The organism is Chengkuizengella sp. SCS-71B, from assembly GCF_040100845.1.
Lineage (GTDB): Bacteria > Bacillota > Bacilli > Paenibacillales > KCTC-33759 > Chengkuizengella.
Map to the genome: position 1 here is coordinate 4,111,872 of NZ_JAZHSH010000001.1, position 17,792 is coordinate 4,129,663.

Annotated in this window: 15 protein-coding genes, 1 tRNA gene and 1 rRNA gene; 5 read left to right on the forward strand and 12 right to left on the reverse strand. The window is 35.4% G+C overall.

The window, feature by feature from the left end; genetic code table 11:
- Nucleotides 1-17 precede the first annotated feature (17 nt).
- Both VQL36_RS20135 and VQL36_RS20140 read right to left on the reverse strand, forming a co-directional pair.
- A tRNA-Ala gene (locus VQL36_RS20135) sits at nucleotides 18-93 on the reverse strand.
- A gap of 111 nt (nucleotides 94-204) precedes the next feature.
- Nucleotides 205-1,761: ribosomal RNA gene (locus tag VQL36_RS20140) — 16S ribosomal RNA — on the reverse strand.
- Between the two features lie 385 nt (nucleotides 1,762-2,146).
- On the opposite strand from VQL36_RS20140, the gene VQL36_RS20145 reads away from it, so the two are divergent.
- Nucleotides 2,147-2,935 (forward strand): MBL fold metallo-hydrolase, encoded by a 789-nt coding sequence (locus VQL36_RS20145; protein ID WP_349250991.1) that lies wholly within the window; start codon nucleotides 2,147-2,149, stop codon nucleotides 2,933-2,935.
- A gap of 60 nt (nucleotides 2,936-2,995) precedes the next feature.
- Here VQL36_RS20145 and VQL36_RS20150 read toward each other — a convergent pair whose 3' ends face one another.
- From VQL36_RS20150 to VQL36_RS20175, 6 genes are all read right to left on the reverse strand, one after another.
- Nucleotides 2,996-3,763 carry a GTP cyclohydrolase II gene (locus VQL36_RS20150; protein ID WP_349250992.1) on the reverse strand — a complete coding sequence of 256 codons (768 nt, stop codon included), beginning with the start codon at nucleotides 3,761-3,763 and terminating at the stop codon, nucleotides 2,996-2,998.
- Between the two features lie 87 nt (nucleotides 3,764-3,850).
- Nucleotides 3,851-5,875 (reverse strand): NAD-dependent DNA ligase LigA, encoded by a 2,025-nt coding sequence (gene ligA, locus VQL36_RS20155; RefSeq protein ID WP_349250993.1) that lies wholly within the window; start codon nucleotides 5,873-5,875, stop codon nucleotides 3,851-3,853.
- 47 nt (nucleotides 5,876-5,922) lie between these two features.
- Complete coding sequence (pcrA, locus tag VQL36_RS20160) at nucleotides 5,923-8,187, reverse strand: DNA helicase PcrA (protein WP_349250994.1); 2,265 nt, start codon at nucleotides 8,185-8,187, stop codon at nucleotides 5,923-5,925.
- A gap of 147 nt (nucleotides 8,188-8,334) precedes the next feature.
- Nucleotides 8,335-9,033 carry a heptaprenylglyceryl phosphate synthase gene (locus VQL36_RS20165; RefSeq protein ID WP_349250995.1) on the reverse strand — a complete coding sequence of 233 codons (699 nt, stop codon included), beginning with the start codon at nucleotides 9,031-9,033 and terminating at the stop codon, nucleotides 8,335-8,337.
- Nucleotides 9,034-9,250: 217 nt separating this feature from the next.
- Complete coding sequence (locus VQL36_RS20170; protein ID WP_349250996.1) at nucleotides 9,251-9,799, reverse strand: spore coat protein; 549 nt, start codon at nucleotides 9,797-9,799, stop codon at nucleotides 9,251-9,253.
- Between the two features lie 25 nt (nucleotides 9,800-9,824).
- Nucleotides 9,825-10,031 (reverse strand): hypothetical protein, encoded by a 207-nt coding sequence (locus VQL36_RS20175; protein ID WP_349250997.1) that lies wholly within the window; start codon nucleotides 10,029-10,031, stop codon nucleotides 9,825-9,827.
- Between the two features lie 384 nt (nucleotides 10,032-10,415).
- Between VQL36_RS20175 and VQL36_RS20180 the strand changes: the two genes are divergently transcribed.
- From VQL36_RS20180 to VQL36_RS20195, 4 genes are all read left to right on the forward strand, one after another.
- Nucleotides 10,416-11,906: a GAF domain-containing sensor histidine kinase gene (locus VQL36_RS20180; RefSeq protein WP_349250998.1), complete on the forward strand. Its 1,491-nt coding sequence runs from the start codon at nucleotides 10,416-10,418 to the stop codon at nucleotides 11,904-11,906.
- 24 nt (nucleotides 11,907-11,930) lie between these two features.
- Entirely contained in the window at nucleotides 11,931-12,563 is a 633-nt protein-coding gene (locus tag VQL36_RS20185; RefSeq protein ID WP_349250999.1) for a response regulator transcription factor, read from the forward strand.
- A 161-nt stretch (nucleotides 12,564-12,724) separates the two neighbouring features.
- Nucleotides 12,725-13,258, forward strand: a complete 534-nt coding sequence (locus tag VQL36_RS20190) for an NADPH-dependent FMN reductase (protein WP_349251000.1) — start codon at nucleotides 12,725-12,727, stop codon at nucleotides 13,256-13,258.
- Nucleotides 13,255-13,422 (forward strand): hypothetical protein, encoded by a 168-nt coding sequence (locus VQL36_RS20195; RefSeq protein ID WP_349251001.1) that lies wholly within the window; start codon nucleotides 13,255-13,257, stop codon nucleotides 13,420-13,422. Before VQL36_RS20190 ends, VQL36_RS20195 begins: the two co-directional genes overlap by 4 nt.
- A 32-nt stretch (nucleotides 13,423-13,454) precedes the next feature.
- Here VQL36_RS20195 and VQL36_RS20200 read toward each other — a convergent pair whose 3' ends face one another.
- From VQL36_RS20200 to VQL36_RS20215, 4 genes are read right to left on the reverse strand one after another with little or no spacing between them, the layout of a single operon-like run.
- Nucleotides 13,455-14,759, reverse strand: coding sequence for an endospore germination permease (locus VQL36_RS20200; RefSeq protein WP_349251002.1), 1,305 nt, complete (start codon nucleotides 14,757-14,759; stop codon nucleotides 13,455-13,457).
- A 19-nt stretch (nucleotides 14,760-14,778) separates the two neighbouring features.
- Nucleotides 14,779-15,009, reverse strand: a complete 231-nt coding sequence (locus VQL36_RS20205) for a hypothetical protein (RefSeq protein ID WP_349251003.1) — start codon at nucleotides 15,007-15,009, stop codon at nucleotides 14,779-14,781.
- Entirely contained in the window at nucleotides 15,009-16,190 is a 1,182-nt protein-coding gene (locus VQL36_RS20210) for a Ger(x)C family spore germination protein (RefSeq protein WP_349251004.1), read from the reverse strand. Before VQL36_RS20210 ends, VQL36_RS20205 begins: the two co-directional genes overlap by 1 nt.
- On the reverse strand, nucleotides 16,183-17,748 hold the full coding sequence (locus tag VQL36_RS20215; protein ID WP_349251005.1) for a spore germination protein: 1,566 nt from the start codon (nucleotides 17,746-17,748) through the stop codon (nucleotides 16,183-16,185). Before VQL36_RS20215 ends, VQL36_RS20210 begins: the two co-directional genes overlap by 8 nt.
- Nucleotides 17,749-17,792: the final 44 nt, after the last annotated feature.

A 17,792-nucleotide genomic window follows, 5' to 3' on the forward strand; every position in this document is an offset into this window, starting at 1 on the left:
TGAAGTTTTTGCCTCTATGGTGGAGCCAAGCGGGATCGAACCGCTGACCTCCTGCGTGCAAAGCAGGCGCTCTCCCAGCTGAGCTATGGCCCCATACTGAATCCCAAAAAATGGACTACACCGCAGCCAATTTCGTTGGGTTTATTTTGATGGATATAAGCACCATCAAAACTGAACAAAATGAATTCGATATATTCTCCATAGAAAGGAGGTGATCCAGCCGCACCTTCCGATACGGCTACCTTGTTACGACTTCACCCCAATCATCTACCCCACCTTCGGCGGCTGGCTCCCCAAGGGGTTACCTCACCGACTTCGGGTGTTGTAAACTCTCGTGGTGTGACGGGCGGTGTGTACAAGACCCGGGAACGTATTCACCGCGGCATGCTGATCCGCGATTACTAGCAATTCCGACTTCATGCAGGCGAGTTGCAGCCTGCAATCCGAACTGAGATCGGCTTTGTTGGGATTGGCTCCACCTCGCGGCTTCGCTGCCCTTTGTACCGACCATTGTAGTACGTGTGTAGCCCAGGTCATAAGGGGCATGATGATTTGACGTCATCCCCACCTTCCTCCGGTTTGTCACCGGCAGTCACCTTAGAGTGCCCAACTTCACTTGCTGGCAACTAAGATTAAGGGTTGCGCTCGTTGCGGGACTTAACCCAACATCTCACGACACGAGCTGACGACAACCATGCACCACCTGTCTCCTTTGTCCCGAAGGAAAGCCATATCTCTACAGCGTTCAAAGGGATGTCAAGACCTGGTAAGGTTCTTCGCGTTGCTTCGAATTAAACCACATACTCCACTGCTTGTGCGGGTCCCCGTCAATTCCTTTGAGTTTCAGTCTTGCGACCGTACTCCCCAGGCGGAATGCTTAATGTGTTAACTTCGGCACCAAGGGTATCGAAACCCCTAACACCTAGCATTCATCGTTTACGGCGTGGACTACCAGGGTATCTAATCCTGTTCGCTCCCCACGCTTTCGCGCCTCAGCGTCAGTTACAGACCAGAGAGTCGCCTTCGCCACTGGTGTTCCTCCACATCTCTACGCATTTCACCGCTACACGTGGAATTCCACTCTCCTCTTCTGCACTCAAGCTCACCAGTTTCCAGTGCGACTCGGAGTTGAGCTCCGAGTTTAAACACCAGACTTAATGGGCCGCCTGCGCGCCCTTTACGCCCAATAATTCCGGACAACGCTTGCCCCCTACGTATTACCGCGGCTGCTGGCACGTAGTTAGCCGGGGCTTTCTTCTCAGGTACCGTCTAAGCAAATGCAGTTAACATCTGCCTTCTCTTCCCTGGCAACAGAGCTTTACGATCCGAAAACCTTCTTCACTCACGCGGCGTTGCTCCGTCAGACTTTCGTCCATTGCGGAAGATTCCCTACTGCTGCCTCCCGTAGGAGTCTGGGCCGTGTCTCAGTCCCAGTGTGGCCGATCACCCTCTCAGGTCGGCTACGCATCGTCGCCTTGGTGAGCCCTTACCTCACCAACTAGCTAATGCGCCGCAGGTCCATCTCTAAGCGAGAGCTTACACCCTCTTTCTTCATCTCATCATGCGATGAAACGACCTTATCCGGTATTAGCTAATGTTTCCACTAGTTATCCCAGGCTTATAGGCAGGTTACCTACGTGTTACTCACCCGTCCGCCACTAAGAACATTAAAAAGCAAGCTTTTTAATCTCTTCGTTCGACTTGCATGTATTAGGCACGCCGCCAGCGTTCGTCCTGAGCCAGGATCAAACTCTCCATTAAAGGTTGCAATCTCTCGATTACAACTATGTTAGAGCGCTTGGCTCATTCTTGCTGTGCTTCCAAATTATATTTGGAATATATCCGGGTTGAAAAATAATTCTCATTACTTTTCAATGTAATTATCGATTCATTTTGTTCAGTTTTCAAGGAACTTATTTTCGCGACATTTCCACATAAAATCTTTTGTAGAATTTTGTCGTGACAAGAAACAATATACCATGAATGATCTCTTCAATGCAATGAGAAATTATTCCAATAAGAGTTTTTATATTGAACTAAAAAACTTTATTAGTCATTTTTTCTAAAAACATCTTTAAAATTGGCAGTTCTTTCAATATAATAAGTATATGCATAAAAACTTTAAGAATAAGGAAAGTGAATATATATGCTTGAACTCTCACATCATGAAGATGTTGTAGGTGCTAAAACTGTAGTCCCTGCCATAGGTTTTCACGTAAATGTTTATTTTTACATGATAGATGGTTTATTGGTGGATACAGGACCACGCAGAGGAAAAAAAGATACTATTCCTTTTTTAAAGCAAAACAATATAAATCAAGTCATTATTACTCATCATCATGAGGACCATACTGGTTTAGCTCCTTGGATCGCCAAAGACAAACAAATTCCAGTATATGCTCACCAATCAGGACTGAAGCTATGTAGTAAAAAAGGAAAGATGCCATATTACCGAAGATATTTTTGGGGGAAACGAGCGGGATTTAATGCGTCAAAACTTAATTCAACCTTTGAAACAGACAAATATAAATATAAAGTGATTCATACGCCTGGGCATGCTGATGATCATATCGTACTTTTGGATGAGGAAAACGGACGGTTATTTAGTGGAGATATGTATGTATTAGCTAAACCACAAAGTATATGGAACTTTGAAAATATGCCTCTATTAATGGATTCTTTAAGAAAGCTTCTAACATATGACTTTTCTACAGTTTTTTGCGGTCATGCTGGGATATTGAAAGATGGCAAACATAAACTGCAATTAAAACTCAACTATTTAGAAGAATCCCAAGCAAAAATAAAGGAACTGCATAAGGAAGGAAAGAGCAATAAAGAAATAGCCAACGAGCTTTTTCCTCATAAAAATATGTTAAACTATTTTTCCTTTTTTGATACCTCTCCCATGCATTTAGTCAGATCCATGCTTTCCTAAAATACGAACTAAAACCGAATGCAGTGATCTGCATTCGGTTTAAATTTCATATAAACATTATTAGTCATTCGAACACTTATCCTCTTCTTCTAAATGACCTGAACGTTTTATTTTTGTCTCAAGATAGTTCTCATTAAACTCCGAAACATCTCCCCATAGCGGTTTCCTTGCTGAAACCTCTAGACCAGCATTTCTCAACGCCTCTAGTTTTTTAGGATTGTTTGTCATTAGTGTAACGGGTTTTGATCTTAACGCTTTAAGTACTAGTATAGCATCATCATAATTTCTTGAGTCATCAACAAAACCTAAACTTTCATTCGCATCAACAGTATCGTATTCATTTTCTTGCAAAATATAAGCCATGGCCTTACTGAATAAACCAATTCCTCTTCCTTCATGATTAGCTAAATAAAATAAAGCACCTGTTCCATTATCTACAATCAATTTCATAGACTGTTTTAATTGAAATCCACAGTCACATCTTTTACTTCCAAATATATCTCCAGTATGGCAAATTGAATGCAATCTTACCATTGCATCATCACCATATGAAAAGTCACCATAGACCAAAACACTTGATTGCTGAAACTCAGCTAAATTAACAGAAGATAATTTCTCAATAATTCGCTCATAGCTTTCCGTTGCTTCTTCACAATTTAGCCAGCAATACCATTGAAACGTCACTGTCTCTCCATAAAGATTAATAGGCAACTGAATTGGACCGACTAAATAAACAGCCCCTTTTTTAGTTTTGATCATTTGAATTTTATCTTCAAGTATAGATAGAACTTTAGATTGCAATTTTGATTGCACTTTCGTTTGTGTCATAAGTTACCCTCTTTCTACACATTGTGTTTAAATGTCTTATCTGATGTTTACATTTAATAAGAGTAATGTAATATTGTTTACACGAATTTAGGATTTATGTTCATATTTTATCTGTTCCAAAAACTCTATTTCATTTAGGATTTGAATGCCTAGATCCGTTGCTTTCTTTAGCTTACTTCCAGCTTTCTCACCTGCAATTAAAAAGTCTGTATTTTTAGAAACACTTCCTGTAACTTTAGCTCCAAGCTTCTCTAATTCCTCTGCTGCTTCTTTACGACCTAACTCATGTAATGTTCCTGTGATGACAATCGTTTTGTCTTTAAAAATGTTATCTATAATCTCTCCCGTTTGTTCCACTTCTAATTCAGGATTTACGCCTGAATCAAGCATTCTCTCAATACTTGATTTAATAATTGGATTTTGAAAAAACGAAACAATACTATCTGCTACAATATCACCTATATCATGCAGTTCCACCAACTGTTCTTGTGTAGCACTCATTACATTTTCTAAACTTTTATAATGCTCAGCAATTAATTTGGTCGTCGTAATCCCCGTGTTTGGAATCCCTAATGCATATAAAAAATGTATTAAATTTTTTGTTTTACTATCTTCAATCGCTTCTAATAAATTATTAGCTTTCTTTTCCCCAAATCGTTCTAAATCAATTAAATCATCAAATGACAAATCATATAAATCTGCTGGGTCACGAACTTCACGTTCCTCATATAACTGAGTGATTGTTTTTATGCTTAATGTATCGATGTCCATTGCATCTCTTGAAGCAAAATGTCTCATTCGTCCAATTAACTGTGGTTTACAACCTAATTGATTCTCACAAAACAAATGAGCTCCTTTCTTCACCAATAAAGTACCACACGAAGGACAATGTTCTGGGATGATGATTTCAGCACCGTCATTTTCTTCTGATACTTTGCCTAGAATTTCAGGAATGACATCGTTAGATCTTCGAATATACACTTCAGATCCAAGAGCATATTTCAATCCTTTTCTTTCTATATCACCTTCATTGTTTAAAGTTGCCCTTTGTACCGTCACTCCTCCAATATCTACAGCACTTACTTTTGCAACGGGAGTAATTTTACCTGTACGTCCAACCTCCCACATCACTTCTTCAAGTGTAGTAGTTGCTTCCTCAGCTTTAAATTTATATGCAATTGCCCATCGAGGAAACTTCTCAGTATATCCCAACACTTCTCTTGTTCTCATATCCGCTATTTTAATTACGGCACCATCAATTAAATAATCTAATGTAGATTTCAATTGATCGATATTTTCTAATTCATTAATCACATCATCCAAACGATCTATAAAATGAATATATGGGTTTACCTTAAATTGATTTTCTTTTAAAAAGCTAACCATCTCTTGGTGGTCCTCAAACTGAATTTGTTCCGCATAACCTACATTATATATAAACGCATCTAAATTACGCCTTGCAGTGACCTGTGGATTTAAGTTTCTTAATGCACCTGCTGCTGCATTTCTTGCATTTTTTAAAGGCTCATCCGCTGTTTCATTATATTTTTCCAACACAGAGAGATACATTAGTCCTTCCCCTTGAATTTCTAGACGCCCGTCTCTATAAGGAATTTGTAATGGAATTGTTTTTATTGTTTTTACTTGTGCAAGTATACTCTCACCAACCACACCATTTCCTCTCGTTGAAGCTTGAACTAATTGTCCTTGATCATAAGTTAGGTTTAATGTGAGTCCATCAAATTTCAACTCCAAAACAAATGAAGGCTCAGGAAGTAATTGATCAGAATTTTTTTCATTATATTCATTTACAAGTTTCATCACTCGTTTATACCATGCTTGTAAATCCTCGTGGGTTTGTGCTTTATCCAAACTCCACAATCGATTGATATGTCGATGTTCACTAAATCCCTTTAGAATTTCTCCTCCCACTCGTTGTGTTGGAGAGTAAGGATAGACAACGCCTAACTCTTTTTCTAAAGCAACAAGCTGATCATATAGTCGATCATATTCCTGATCACTTATTAGTGGTTGATCTAATGTATAGTAGTGAACATTATATTTATTAATTTCATCGATGAGTTTTTCCATCTTTTTTAATTGATCAGCCATTGAATTGAATTCCCTCGTTTCATTTATATGGAATAAATACTTAGTAGCTAAATCTTAGTAATAGGTGCGAACTTAGCTAGTAATCTTTTCACACCTACTGGAGCAGGGAATGCGATTTGCAATTCCGTATCATCCCCAGTTCCTTTAATAGCAACTACTGTACCTGTACCCCACTTTTTATGTGATACTTTATCCCCAATGCTAAAATTGCCAACAGGTTTTTCTGATGCAATGACATGTGAAGACTGTTTTTGGCGCTGAAAAGTAGTTGATCCTGAATTTTGAAATGAATTCGTTCGATATTGTGACTGCGTACCATAAGAGGACTGGCTAAATGAATTATATTCTCTTATAGGTGATTGATCTACAATTAACTCTTCAGGTATTTCCTGCAAAAATCTTGAAGGTGCATTTGAGTTCGTTCTACCGTATAACATTCTCATTTTCGCACATGTCAAAAACAGTTGTTTTTCCGCTCTAGTAATTCCCACATAAGCTAAACGTCTTTCCTCCTCCAGCTCTTCATCGTCTTCAAAAGTACGACTATGTGGAAATACACCTTCCTCCATACCTGCTACAAATACATAAGGAAATTCCAGACCTTTTGCACTATGCATTGTCATTAAAGTGACGGCAGAGACATCTTCGTTATCTGATGGACTTTCATCTAACGTATCAATATCAGCAATCAAGGCTAAATCTGTTAAAAAAGCAACTAATGAATGGTCATCATTTCGTTTTTCAAATTCCATCGTTACAGAAAGAAACTCATCTATGTTTTCCAATCTGGATTTAGATTCAATGGTGTTCTCACGTATAAAAGGTTCTCTATACTGAGTCATTTCCAACATCTTTTCAGTTAATTCAGTTACAGATAAATAATCCGTCATAGAACTTAAGTTATCTATTAGTATTTTAAACTGTTGCAATGCATTTTTGGCTCTTGAACTAAGATCTACAGCACTTAAATCTTCCAGCAATGTAAAAATGGATTTGCCCTCCATCGCTGCTTGTGCTTCCAGTTTGTCCAGCGAAGCGGCACCTATACCCCGTTTTGGTACATTTACAATTCTCTGAAAACTTATATCATCATTGGGGTTGGATATTAAGCGAAGATAAGCTAATATGTCCTTAATTTCTTTTCGATCATAGAATTTAATTCCACCAATAATCTGGTATTGAATATCTGATTTAATTAATATTTCCTCAATCACACGTGATTGAGCATTTGTACGATATAAAATAGCGTGATCTTTATATTTGATGCCTTTTTCATGATTTTGTTTAATTTCATTTGCAATAAAATAACCTTCGTCATGCTCAGAATCTGCCTTATACAGGTGGATTTTTTCACCTTCGCCTTGATCTGTCCAAAGCTTTTTAGGTTTACGTCCTTTATTGTTGTTAATGACTTCATTCGCTGCATTTAAAATATTGGCTGTAGAGCGATAATTCTGCTCTAATAATATGACTTTTGCATCTGGATAATCTTTTTCAAAGTTTAAAATATTCGTAATATCTGCACCTCTCCATCTATAAATGGATTGGTCGCTATCTCCAACAACACATATCCGTTGATGCAGATCTGCAATCATTTGACATAACAAATATTGCGCACGGTTTGTATCCTGATACTCGTCCACATGAATATATTGAAATTTATATTGATAGTACTCTAGTACTTCCTTTTCCTTTTGAAATAACTCAATGGTTTTCATGATTAAATCATCAAAATCTAGAGAGTTATTCTTTTTTAATTTTTTCTGGTATAACGTATACACATTTGAAATTACACCTTGATAATAATCTCCAATTGTACTCTCATATCTTTCAGGTGAAATGAGTTCATTTTTAGCTGTACTAATAGCAGATAAAACTGCTCTAGGTTCATATTTTTTGCTATCTATATTTAATTCCTTCATACAACTTTTCACTGCGGATAACTGATCTGTAGAATCTAAAATTGTAAAATTAGAAGTGAAACCGATCTTTTCTATATCCTTGCGTAAAATTCTTACACACATTGAATGGAAAGTGGAAACCCAAATGTCATTGGCTGTAGGGCCTACCAAACTTTCTACCCTATCTTTCATTTCTCTAGCAGCTTTATTAGTAAATGTGATGGCAAGGATGTTCCAAGGTGCTACTTTTGTTGAGGCAATTAAATAGGCAATGCGGTGAGTAAGCACTCTTGTTTTACCACTCCCAGCGCCTGCCATAATTAATAATGGTTCTTCTATTGTTTCAACTGCTTTTTTTTGCTGTTCATTTAAACTTTCTATCGATTTAAATATATCAAAAGTTTCATTCATTTATATATTCAGACCTTCCTAATTGGATATTTAACGTCCAAATTGGACTTTCTCCCTTATACTGTTTGTGTTCATTTTTAAGACGGACGTATCTATATTTATTATAACACATGCAAGCGAATGCACGTTCTTGTATTTTTGAAGGTATTACTTTGAACTTTCCTCTTTAATTTTCACAGTTTCTATCGCTAACTCTATATCTTGATAAATGACATTTCCAACAATGATCGTATCCGCAGCTTCGGCTGCCTTTTGTGCTTTTTGTACAGTATTTATTCCGCCACCATAAAAAAACTGTGTTTTGTTTAAAACCCTCTTTACTTTTTTCAACATCTCTATATTTCCAAATACACCACTATATTCAGCATAAAAAATAGGCATATGAAGTAATTGCTCTGCACATCTAGCGTAAGCGAGTACATCCTCTTCATCTAAATCTGTAGAGGCATTTGTTACTTTTGTAACTGTAGCGTCTGGATTTAAAGAAACATAGGCTTCTGTCAAAATATCTTCCCATGGAATGATATCTCCGTACTTTTTAATTGCTTTTTGATGATTGCCAATAATCCAATCTGGATCAGAAGCATTTAAAACAATAGGAATCATATAAAGATCAAAACCTATAACAATTGCATCTTGATTTGAAATTTCTAATATAGAAGGTATAGGATACTGCTGAATTCTAGAAAATAGGTCATATGTATTATCGTAAGTGATTCCAGTTGACCCCCCAACGATGATTGCATCGGTTCCAGAAAAGCATATTTTTTCCAAATGATCATCAGATATTTTTTTATCAGGATCTAATTTAAAAATGTGTTTCCAATTTTTAATTGTGTCTATCAAAATGAACCTCCAAAAGTGAAGATTTGTTTGTTTTTCCCTAAAATTCAGTCTAAAGTACCCGCTCTACCGTGTCAAACACATACATCATGAGTGAAAGATTAAGATACATTTAATGTGTTAAAGGAAGAGTCGTTGATTGAGGAACGTACAAAAAACACCCTGAAATGAAAAAAATTCAGAGTGTTTAAAAATCACGATTTATTTAAAAATACAAAGGTTAAATTAAGTATTTTTTATTGCCTACTCTCATTTGAGGACTTTCTGATTGATTAATATTTGCACTTGTTGTACTTATTGTGGATGAAGCAGCTCCTGGTGGCATCGTACCCATTGCTCCGAAGTTTGAAGTGTTTTGTTCCATACGCATTTGGGTCGATGGTTGATAAGGCTGATTTGAAGAAGCCATCATACCAGATGACTGTCCGCCGCCTAAATATTGCTGCATAAACTGTTGTGTTTCATAACCACATTGATTAAATTTTTGCTGCTCTTTTTCAATTTCCTGCATGGATGCTGGAGTCGCATTATACATACCCTGTTGACTCATAATTTGGAATAATTGTGCCTGATCTGCAAGTGTCTTCTGAAGTAATTGGTTAAAATTTTGATGAACCATTGGATTTGCAGATTCCAGACATGCTGTCGTATATTCTCTTGCCATTCTTTTAAGTTCTGACAAAGCTAGATTTGCCATATCTTTATCTGGTAAAGCAACATGTTGCTGTCCCATTTGTTGACTCATATTCGTTGTAGGTTGATGATACATTTAATAGTCCTCCTTTTCTTTTGATTTATGAATATTGGTTATGATTTAATACATTCATTAATTGTCCAAAATCCTGAAAACGTTCATGTGATAGATTATTAAAGAACTGTTTCAACTGTGGGTTTTGACATTCTATCGCTCCATGTACACTAAGTTTCACAATTGATTCCTCATTCTTCAAAGAATCGCATATGTAAGATAGCTCTTTGGTTGAAATGGATCCAGTATGCACTGACTTCCCCCCTTTCCCCTCATTGATCCATATTAGCTTGCCACATTTTTTTGTTTTTATTTATCCCGTATTTTTTAGGGAGTATTTTATTTTTGATATTTACCATTTACAATTGCAATTATCTTTATTTTTTAGATAAATTCTTTTTGCACTCATGTCACTCAGTCCATTATACTTAAAATATTAGTGCGTTTTACCCCTATTAACAGTGAACTCGTTTAAGCTTTGCTTAAACATCGAGAAATGAGATGGAGACTCTACTCCACCTGATTTGGAGATCCCACACATATAGAGGTGGGCGTACGTACGCAAAATATTTTTGGATCAAGAATAATTGCTTGTAATGAACCTGACATTACATTGATATGTAAGGACGTGAAATGAATGGTAAACGAAAAAAACATACAAAAATTAACGACATTAAAGGTCATTTTACAAACGATAAATCAAGTAACCGATCTTAATAAGATGCTGCAATCCGTCTTAAAAGAACTTATTCATATAATGGACTTAAAAACAGGCTGGATCTATTTCATTGATGCGGATGGAAATTTTAAACTAGTGACAGATTATGACCTCCCACCTGCTTTATGTCACGAAGATAAAAAGCATATGTGTGAAGGTAGCTGCTGGTGTATTGATCGATATCATGATGGAAGATTGGATAAAGCAGCCAATATTATAGAATGTAAAAGAATTGATGACGCGATAAAATATGAGTGGGGAGATACTGAAGACGTCACCCATCACGCTACAGTTCCTTTAAAAGCGGGCAACGAAAAATTCGGGTTATTAAATGTTGCATCACCTAACAAATTGGAATTTAATGAAGAAGAGTTAGCATTATTAGAATCCGTAGCCATTCAAATCGGAACTGCGATAAAACGATTAAACTTTATGAATCGAGATCAAAAAAGAGCCTCTATGTTCCAGAAATTAGGAGAAGTCACTACCGCCTTACATGGAGACCGTAATGAAAATTATAGATTAGAATATTCCGCTTCATTAATACAAATTAAATTTCAATATAACCGGGTCCAGATTGAATGCAATGAAAAAAAACATGAGGAAAAAATAGGTTCCAGTAAAAAAATGACAACCATTACTCAGCCCTTTAATCTTGGAGAAACTTCAGGGAGTGTTAGTATTTCAAACCCCTCTTTAGACGATATTGATCGAGATATTATTGAACAGCTCAGCCAACATTTAGCCATTGTATTCGAACATGCACGTTTAAACCAAAAAGGGCACGAACTTGCATTAATACAAGAACGTAATAGATTAGCTAGAGACTTACATGATTCAGTCAATCAACTTCTATTTTCTTTAGTACTGACGGTCAGGGGAACAAAAGAAATGACTGAGGATCAAGACATTCATGAAATGTTAAATTACATGCAGGAGCTTTCCCAAGATGCGTTAAAGGAAATGCGTGCACTAATATGGCAACTCCGTCCTCAAGATTTAGAGGAAGGTATTGTTTGCGCACTAATGGCATATGGGAAAGTATTAGATTTAAATGTATCTGCTGATGTTCATGGTGTAGGAGAGCTTCCTAGTATAATGGAAGAATGTTTATGGCGGATCGGTCAAGAAGCATTGAACAATATTAAAAAACATGCTGAAACGACTGAAGTATGGATTGAATTTAACCGTGATAATAAAAACGTTGAGATGAATATTCGTGATGAAGGTATCGGATTTAATTTAAACAACGAACAGCATAGTCCATCTCTTGGTCTAAAAAGTATGTGTGAAAGAGCTGAATTGTTTGGAGGAACAGTGATCATTCAAAGTGTCTCAGGAAAAGGAACACTGCTAAAGGTGAGGCTTCCTATGACAAAAACCTATATCGATACACATTCAGTAAAATGAAGAAACGAAAGGTTGGGGAACAACTTGGGTATTAAAGTATTAATCGCTGATGACCATAAAGTCGTAAGAAGAGGGTTATATTTTTTTCTACGCACACAAGAAGATATCGAAATTCTAGGGGAAGCAGAAAATGGGAAAGAAGCTGTTGAACTAGCAAATGAATTGCAGCCAGATATTATTTTAATGGATGTGATGATGCCCGTTATGAACGGTATTGAAGCAACAAAGGCCATCAAAGAACAAAATCCACATATGAAAATTATAATTTTAACAAGCTTTTCAGATCAAGACCATGTCATTCCAGCCATTAAATCTGGTGCAACTGGTTATCAATTAAAAGACGTTGAGCCAGACGAACTTGTAAGAACGATTCGCAATGTGCATCTTGGACAAAACCATGTCCATCCTAAAGCAATGTCACACATGATGTCCCATATGACAGATCAAAAAAAAGAGAATAACTTGGTTGAGCAGTTAACTAAACGAGAAAGGGAAGTTTTATCTGAAATTACGAATGGTAAAAGCAATAAGGAGATTGCAGACTGTTTAAATATCACAGAAAAAACAGTCAAAACACACGTATCCAACATTTTGTCAAAACTTCATTTAGCGGATCGAACACAAGCTGCTCTATTTGCGGTAAAGCATAAACTTTAATAACCCACAATCTACTACGACTAAAGTCGTAGAATAATATAAACCATTATAATGAGGTTAAAATATACAGAATGATTTATAATAGTTAATACAATGAGATCCTTTTTAAGATGTCGTTATAAAAAAATTATTTTAAAGTTAATTTAAGGAGAGAAATGAATATGAAAATATTAGTCATTAATGGAACCCCTAGAAAGTTTGGTAGAACTGGTGTGATAGGGAAGTACATTTCTCAAAAATACAATGCGGATTTGATAGATTTAAGCGATGGTAGTATTCCAATGTATAACGGTGAGGAAGATCAGGATGAAATCAACTCTGTAAAACAATTAAGAAAATTAGCTTATGACGCTGATGGTGTCGTACTAACATCCCCTGAGTATCATAGTGGTATGAGTGGTGCATTGAAAAACGCTATTGATTTCTTGGGAAGTTCACAATTCGAACATAAACCAGTCGCACTCATTGCAGTTGGTGGCGGAGGAAAAGGCGGAATTAATGCATTAAGTAATATGCGTACTGTTGCAAGGGGTATATATGCAAATGTTATTCCTAAACAATTAGTTTTAGATCCAGATCGATTTGATATGGAAAACAAACAATTGACAGCACAAGGTATGAATCAAGTGGATGATGTGATGAAAGAACTCCAAGTATATATGCAGCATAGTGTACAAAGAAGTACTAGACAATGAGTTTGATTGTTCAAGATAAACGTTTCCTGAAAATATTAACTGCGAATATTTTTTCATCCATAGGATCAGGCATTACTGTGATTGCGATCCCGTGGATGATTGTTACTGGAGAAAATGGGGCTAGTACCTTTGGACTTGTATCACTGTCACTAACCATTTTTTAGAAATAATAACAATATTACTTAGTTTCCTAGCACTACTCCCCTCTTAATTGTTTGCTTGTTTTCATTTCCATTAAAGATGTAATGAGTGCACTAATCATACATAGGGCATAACCAGTACCAGCCACAAACCCTAAGAATATATAATCTTGTCCAAAAGTTACTCCAAGTGCAATGAATAGAATGGAAATGATCAATAACCCGTTTGTAAAAATACGACATTTTCTTCCAACATGATGTTCTTTTTTACCAGACTTGTACTTTTTCATACGGTATTTTTTCCTTTTAGAAATAATAAATAATAGGGTCAAGATAGGAATTTGTACAACAATAGCAATAGAAAATGAACTCATATTAAAAGAAAAAATTTCTGTAATATTTTCAAAAGATACAACCGTTGTAGCGAGCACAAACCAACCAATAGAGAATGAATATACACTATAATCACCGCGTTTGGAAAAGCTGCTTAAACCAATGAGTACAGAAATAAACATGACTACCATACTGATCATATAAGAAAACGTATATACACTTTCCACAATAACTTCCATCCGTTCCAGAAAATCTATAATTTCGATTTGTCCAGCTAACATATAAAATGGAAACGTTAATTTACCTGCGACTGATGGACCTAATACAACAATTTCTAACACTGTAATTAATGTAATCATAACAAAGGAAAGAATCCCCCCAAAACGAATAGCTGAATGAATTTGTCTTGGTACGGAAAGAGCATGTAACAATGCCCCTAAGATAAAGATTTCAGAGAACCCTCCGATAAATAAAAAATTTGATTTTATTAAAGGCATTGCTCCATCTGTTAATATCGGTGTCAAGCGAGAAAAGTCAATTTTATTTGAAAGTAAGATAGGTAATGCCATAGTTACAATTAAAGTCATTGGAAATAGAATATCATTCACTCTGAGAATTGCCTCAAAACTCGTTCTCCCAAAGTATATAAATACTAAAATGACTAATAAATAAATCATGATTTGAGGAGTAAGTTCAAGTAAGGAGGAATCAATAAAAGCTGATTGAAAAGCCACATGACGAATTAACATTAACCAAATATATATGATGATAATTACATTAATGATACCTCCTCCTATATTACCCAATACTTCAAAGGATATATGAAATATATTTTTACCTGGGAATGCTTTTGCTAATTCATAAAATATAAATGTAATGAAAAATACGTAAATTAGAGGGAGTATGTATGTGAACCAAGCGTTTTGATGTGTAATAAAAAAAGTGAGTCGCGGATGACTGCTAGTAATTATGATAGTTGCAACGATCCACGCTAATTGTCTCATATTAATAATTTGTTGATAATTCATTATTCTCCCTCCTTTTATTTTATTCCATCCAAGACGAAATCCATGGCGAAACGATATAGATAAAAAAATCAGTTAGAGCTGGAATCTCAATATTAAAATATTGAGTCACAAATATAATCATAATCGTTACATGTATGCCAATAAAAATGTATCTTTCAATTTTTTGAAGCTGTTTAAAAAACTTTATTTCGAAAATGATAGTAATCAAATAAAAAATTGTAATTAGTAGTACTACATTTGAACTGTTCATTAAAATTCTTCCTTTTGAGTAATATCTTCAGTTACATGCCCTGTTTCTATAACATTTGCTTGAACATTTATAGAAAATTCTAATTTGGGAATCTTTTCATTCCAATATTTACTATATTTTTCTTTCCATTCTCTAGGATATTTTCTTTTTAATTTTAAACCCAGTTCTGCTGAATCTGCTTTGTTTTTTTTAATGATGTCAATGGATTCTTGAATAGCAACTTTAATATGATTCCCTAGCTTTTGATTTAACCTGTTTATATTTTTAGTCTTTGTAATATCTGCTCCTGAAGAATCTTCAATTAAACTCGCATTGCACCAAACATCTACTTTATAGTGGATTTTCTCATTTCTAATTATTGGTTCGATATTCGTTGTCCCATTTTTTATAGAATAAGTTACATAATCATCTTCGGATATTTTAAGTATGACACTATAAGATGAAATCTTATTTTTAAGCCATATTAATCCATGTGCTGCTTCCGCTTCAAATTTGCCTACCATTTTATCATCACGAAATTGAGCATAACCTAATATCTGAACTTCTTCTGATTGTGAAAATTTTATTTTCTTTGTTCCCATATAAGGTAAAACAAGATCACTGCCAACTAAACTTATTGCTTGTGCTGCTCCTAGGAAATTTAATGAGAAGATATCATTCACTTCATCTAAACGATCTAAAGTCTCTCCAGAATAACTCTCAAACATTGGTTTTGCGTTTAATAGGTTGTAAGCCTTTCCTTTTGTTACTATTAGAGATGCTGATAATTGGTTTCTAGGTCTTCGGGTCGGTCCATCAAGTACATCTCTAATGCCTTTATTTTTTGCTAATTCTTCACCGATTAACAATACACGGCGGTGTGCAAAAGTGAGTTTTTGTGACAATCTTCTTTGTGTCTTGGATTCGGTTTCTCTAAGTATTCGACCTGTGTCAGACTCGATGTATGATGTATCACTAGAACTTTGACTTGTATTTGGCTCTCTTATGAATTTTGGAACTGCTATTTGTATAGATGATCGGTACATATTGTTCTCTTCTAAATCAATTGCAGATCCTAGTACAATGGCAAGGTCATTAAGATCAGTTACATCCCAACACCCAATAAGGAAAAAAAGCTGAGAAAATATAAAAAAAATAAGGGTTATTTTTTTAAATTTATGGTGTTTCTTTGTATTATTCATTCTTTTTTTTGATTCCACCTTGTTTCTTGATGATTTCTGTTAGTTGATCCCCCATTCTTTTTTCATCTTGTACCGTTAAATATTGTGGCCGGGTTTTCATGAATGGCCACGGTGAAGCAATATAGGTATCTTTTAAGTCTTTAAAAGATAAGGGAGCTGCAGGAGCAAGGTAAGGAATACCTAGTGAACGTAACTGGGCTAAATGACCAAGTAAAATTAATATACATAAATAAATTCCAAACAAACCAAATAATGCTGCAACAAACATAATTGGAAAACGTAGAATTCGCAATGAGACACTAGCATTATACGCGGGAATCATAAAGGAGGAAATTCCTGTTAAAGATACAACAATTACTATAGGTGCTGAAACAATCCCAGCACTAACAGCAGCTTCACCTACAACTAGAGCACCTATAATACTAACAGCCTGACCAATGGTTTTAGGCAAACGTACACTCGCTTCTCTTAAAGCTTCAAAAGTAATTTCCATGATCAATGCTTCTATGACTATGGGAAATGGAATAGCTTCACGTGCAGCTACAATACTTAGTAATAAACTAGTAGGAATAACATCTTCATGAAATGTTGTTAGTGCAATATAAAAAGCAGGTAATGTTAATGCAAAGAATAGAAATAAATATCTTAACCAACGAACTAAAGTGGACATAATAAATGGTTGATAATAATCTTCACTCGCTTGTATAAAATTCATAAAAACTTCAGGAGCAATAATCACATTTGGAGATCCATCGACTATACAGGCAATTTTGCCTTCTAATAATGCTCCTGCAACAGTATCTGGTCTCTCAGTAACCTTAAATTGAGGAAATGGAGAGTATGTATGATCTTGAATCATTTCCTCTATATAATGGCTGTCTAATATCCCATCAATATCTATTAAATTTAATCTTCGATCCATTTCCTTAACTAAACTTGGATCAATAATATCATCTATATAAATTAATGCTACATCAGTGTTCGTGCGACGACCAATTTGATATTTCTTTACTTTTAAGTGAGGGTTTTTAATCTTTCTAGTTATCATGGATGTATTAATTCTTAAATCTTCAATAAAACCTTCACGTGGTCCGCGTATAGTAGCTTCATTTACTGGTTCACTGATGGTTCTAATTTCCGCATCACCAACTCCTAGAGTTATTCCAGAATTTTGATTTTCAATCAAAATCCCCATATCTCCGCTTAAGATTTGTAGTATAAAATCACCCATATTTTCACTTTCATGAACTGGACAGAAAGGAAGTACTGATGATTTCAGTTCTTTTATATTGGAACAATTAGAGTTCATTATAGATGACATCGTATTATATACTAATTCAGGGTTTGCCAACCCAGAGATCATCACAACAAACGCTCTAATTTTGCTATTCATTTGGAATTCTTCTAGGGTTATGTCTGAACGATCACTTAGAATGGTCTTTAATTTTTTTTTATTTTCATCAAATGAAATGGAGATAAGTTCATTTTGTAATTCACTCATAAACGTATAGTTTAAGTATGATATCTTCTCATTTTTTTTATTTTTTGAATATACCATTATACCCTCCAGTGTATTTTACAAGTTAAAAGGATCATAGTACG

Bases quoted from the DNA above. Each gene is read 5' to 3' on its own strand.
- ligA (WP_349250993.1), bottom strand. From the start codon at position 5,875: ATGGCTGATCAATTAAAAAAGATGGAAAAACTCATCGATGAAATTAAT.
- VQL36_RS20150 (WP_349250992.1), bottom strand. From the start codon at position 3,763: ATGACACAAACGAAAGTGCAATCAAAATTGCAATCTAAAGTTCTATCT.
- VQL36_RS20145 (WP_349250991.1), top strand. From the start codon at position 2,147: ATGCTTGAACTCTCACATCATGAAGATGTTGTAGGTGCTAAAACTGTA.
- VQL36_RS20200 (WP_349251002.1), bottom strand. From the start codon at position 14,759: ATGAATTATCAACAAATTATTAATATGAGACAATTAGCGTGGATCGTT.
- VQL36_RS20205 (WP_349251003.1), bottom strand. From the start codon at position 15,009: ATGAACAGTTCAAATGTAGTACTACTAATTACAATTTTTTATTTGATT.
- VQL36_RS20210 (WP_349251004.1), bottom strand. From the start codon at position 16,190: ATGAATAATACAAAGAAACACCATAAATTTAAAAAAATAACCCTTATT.
- pcrA (WP_349250994.1), bottom strand. From the start codon at position 8,187: ATGAATGAAACTTTTGATATATTTAAATCGATAGAAAGTTTAAATGAA.
- VQL36_RS20180 (WP_349250998.1), top strand. From the start codon at position 10,416: ATGGTAAACGAAAAAAACATACAAAAATTAACGACATTAAAGGTCATT.
- VQL36_RS20170 (WP_349250996.1), bottom strand. From the start codon at position 9,799: ATGTATCATCAACCTACAACGAATATGAGTCAACAAATGGGACAGCAA.
- VQL36_RS20190 (WP_349251000.1), top strand. From the start codon at position 12,725: ATGAAAATATTAGTCATTAATGGAACCCCTAGAAAGTTTGGTAGAACT.
- VQL36_RS20195 (WP_349251001.1), top strand. From the start codon at position 13,255: ATGAGTTTGATTGTTCAAGATAAACGTTTCCTGAAAATATTAACTGCG.
- VQL36_RS20215 (WP_349251005.1), bottom strand. From the start codon at position 17,748: ATGGTATATTCAAAAAATAAAAAAAATGAGAAGATATCATACTTAAAC.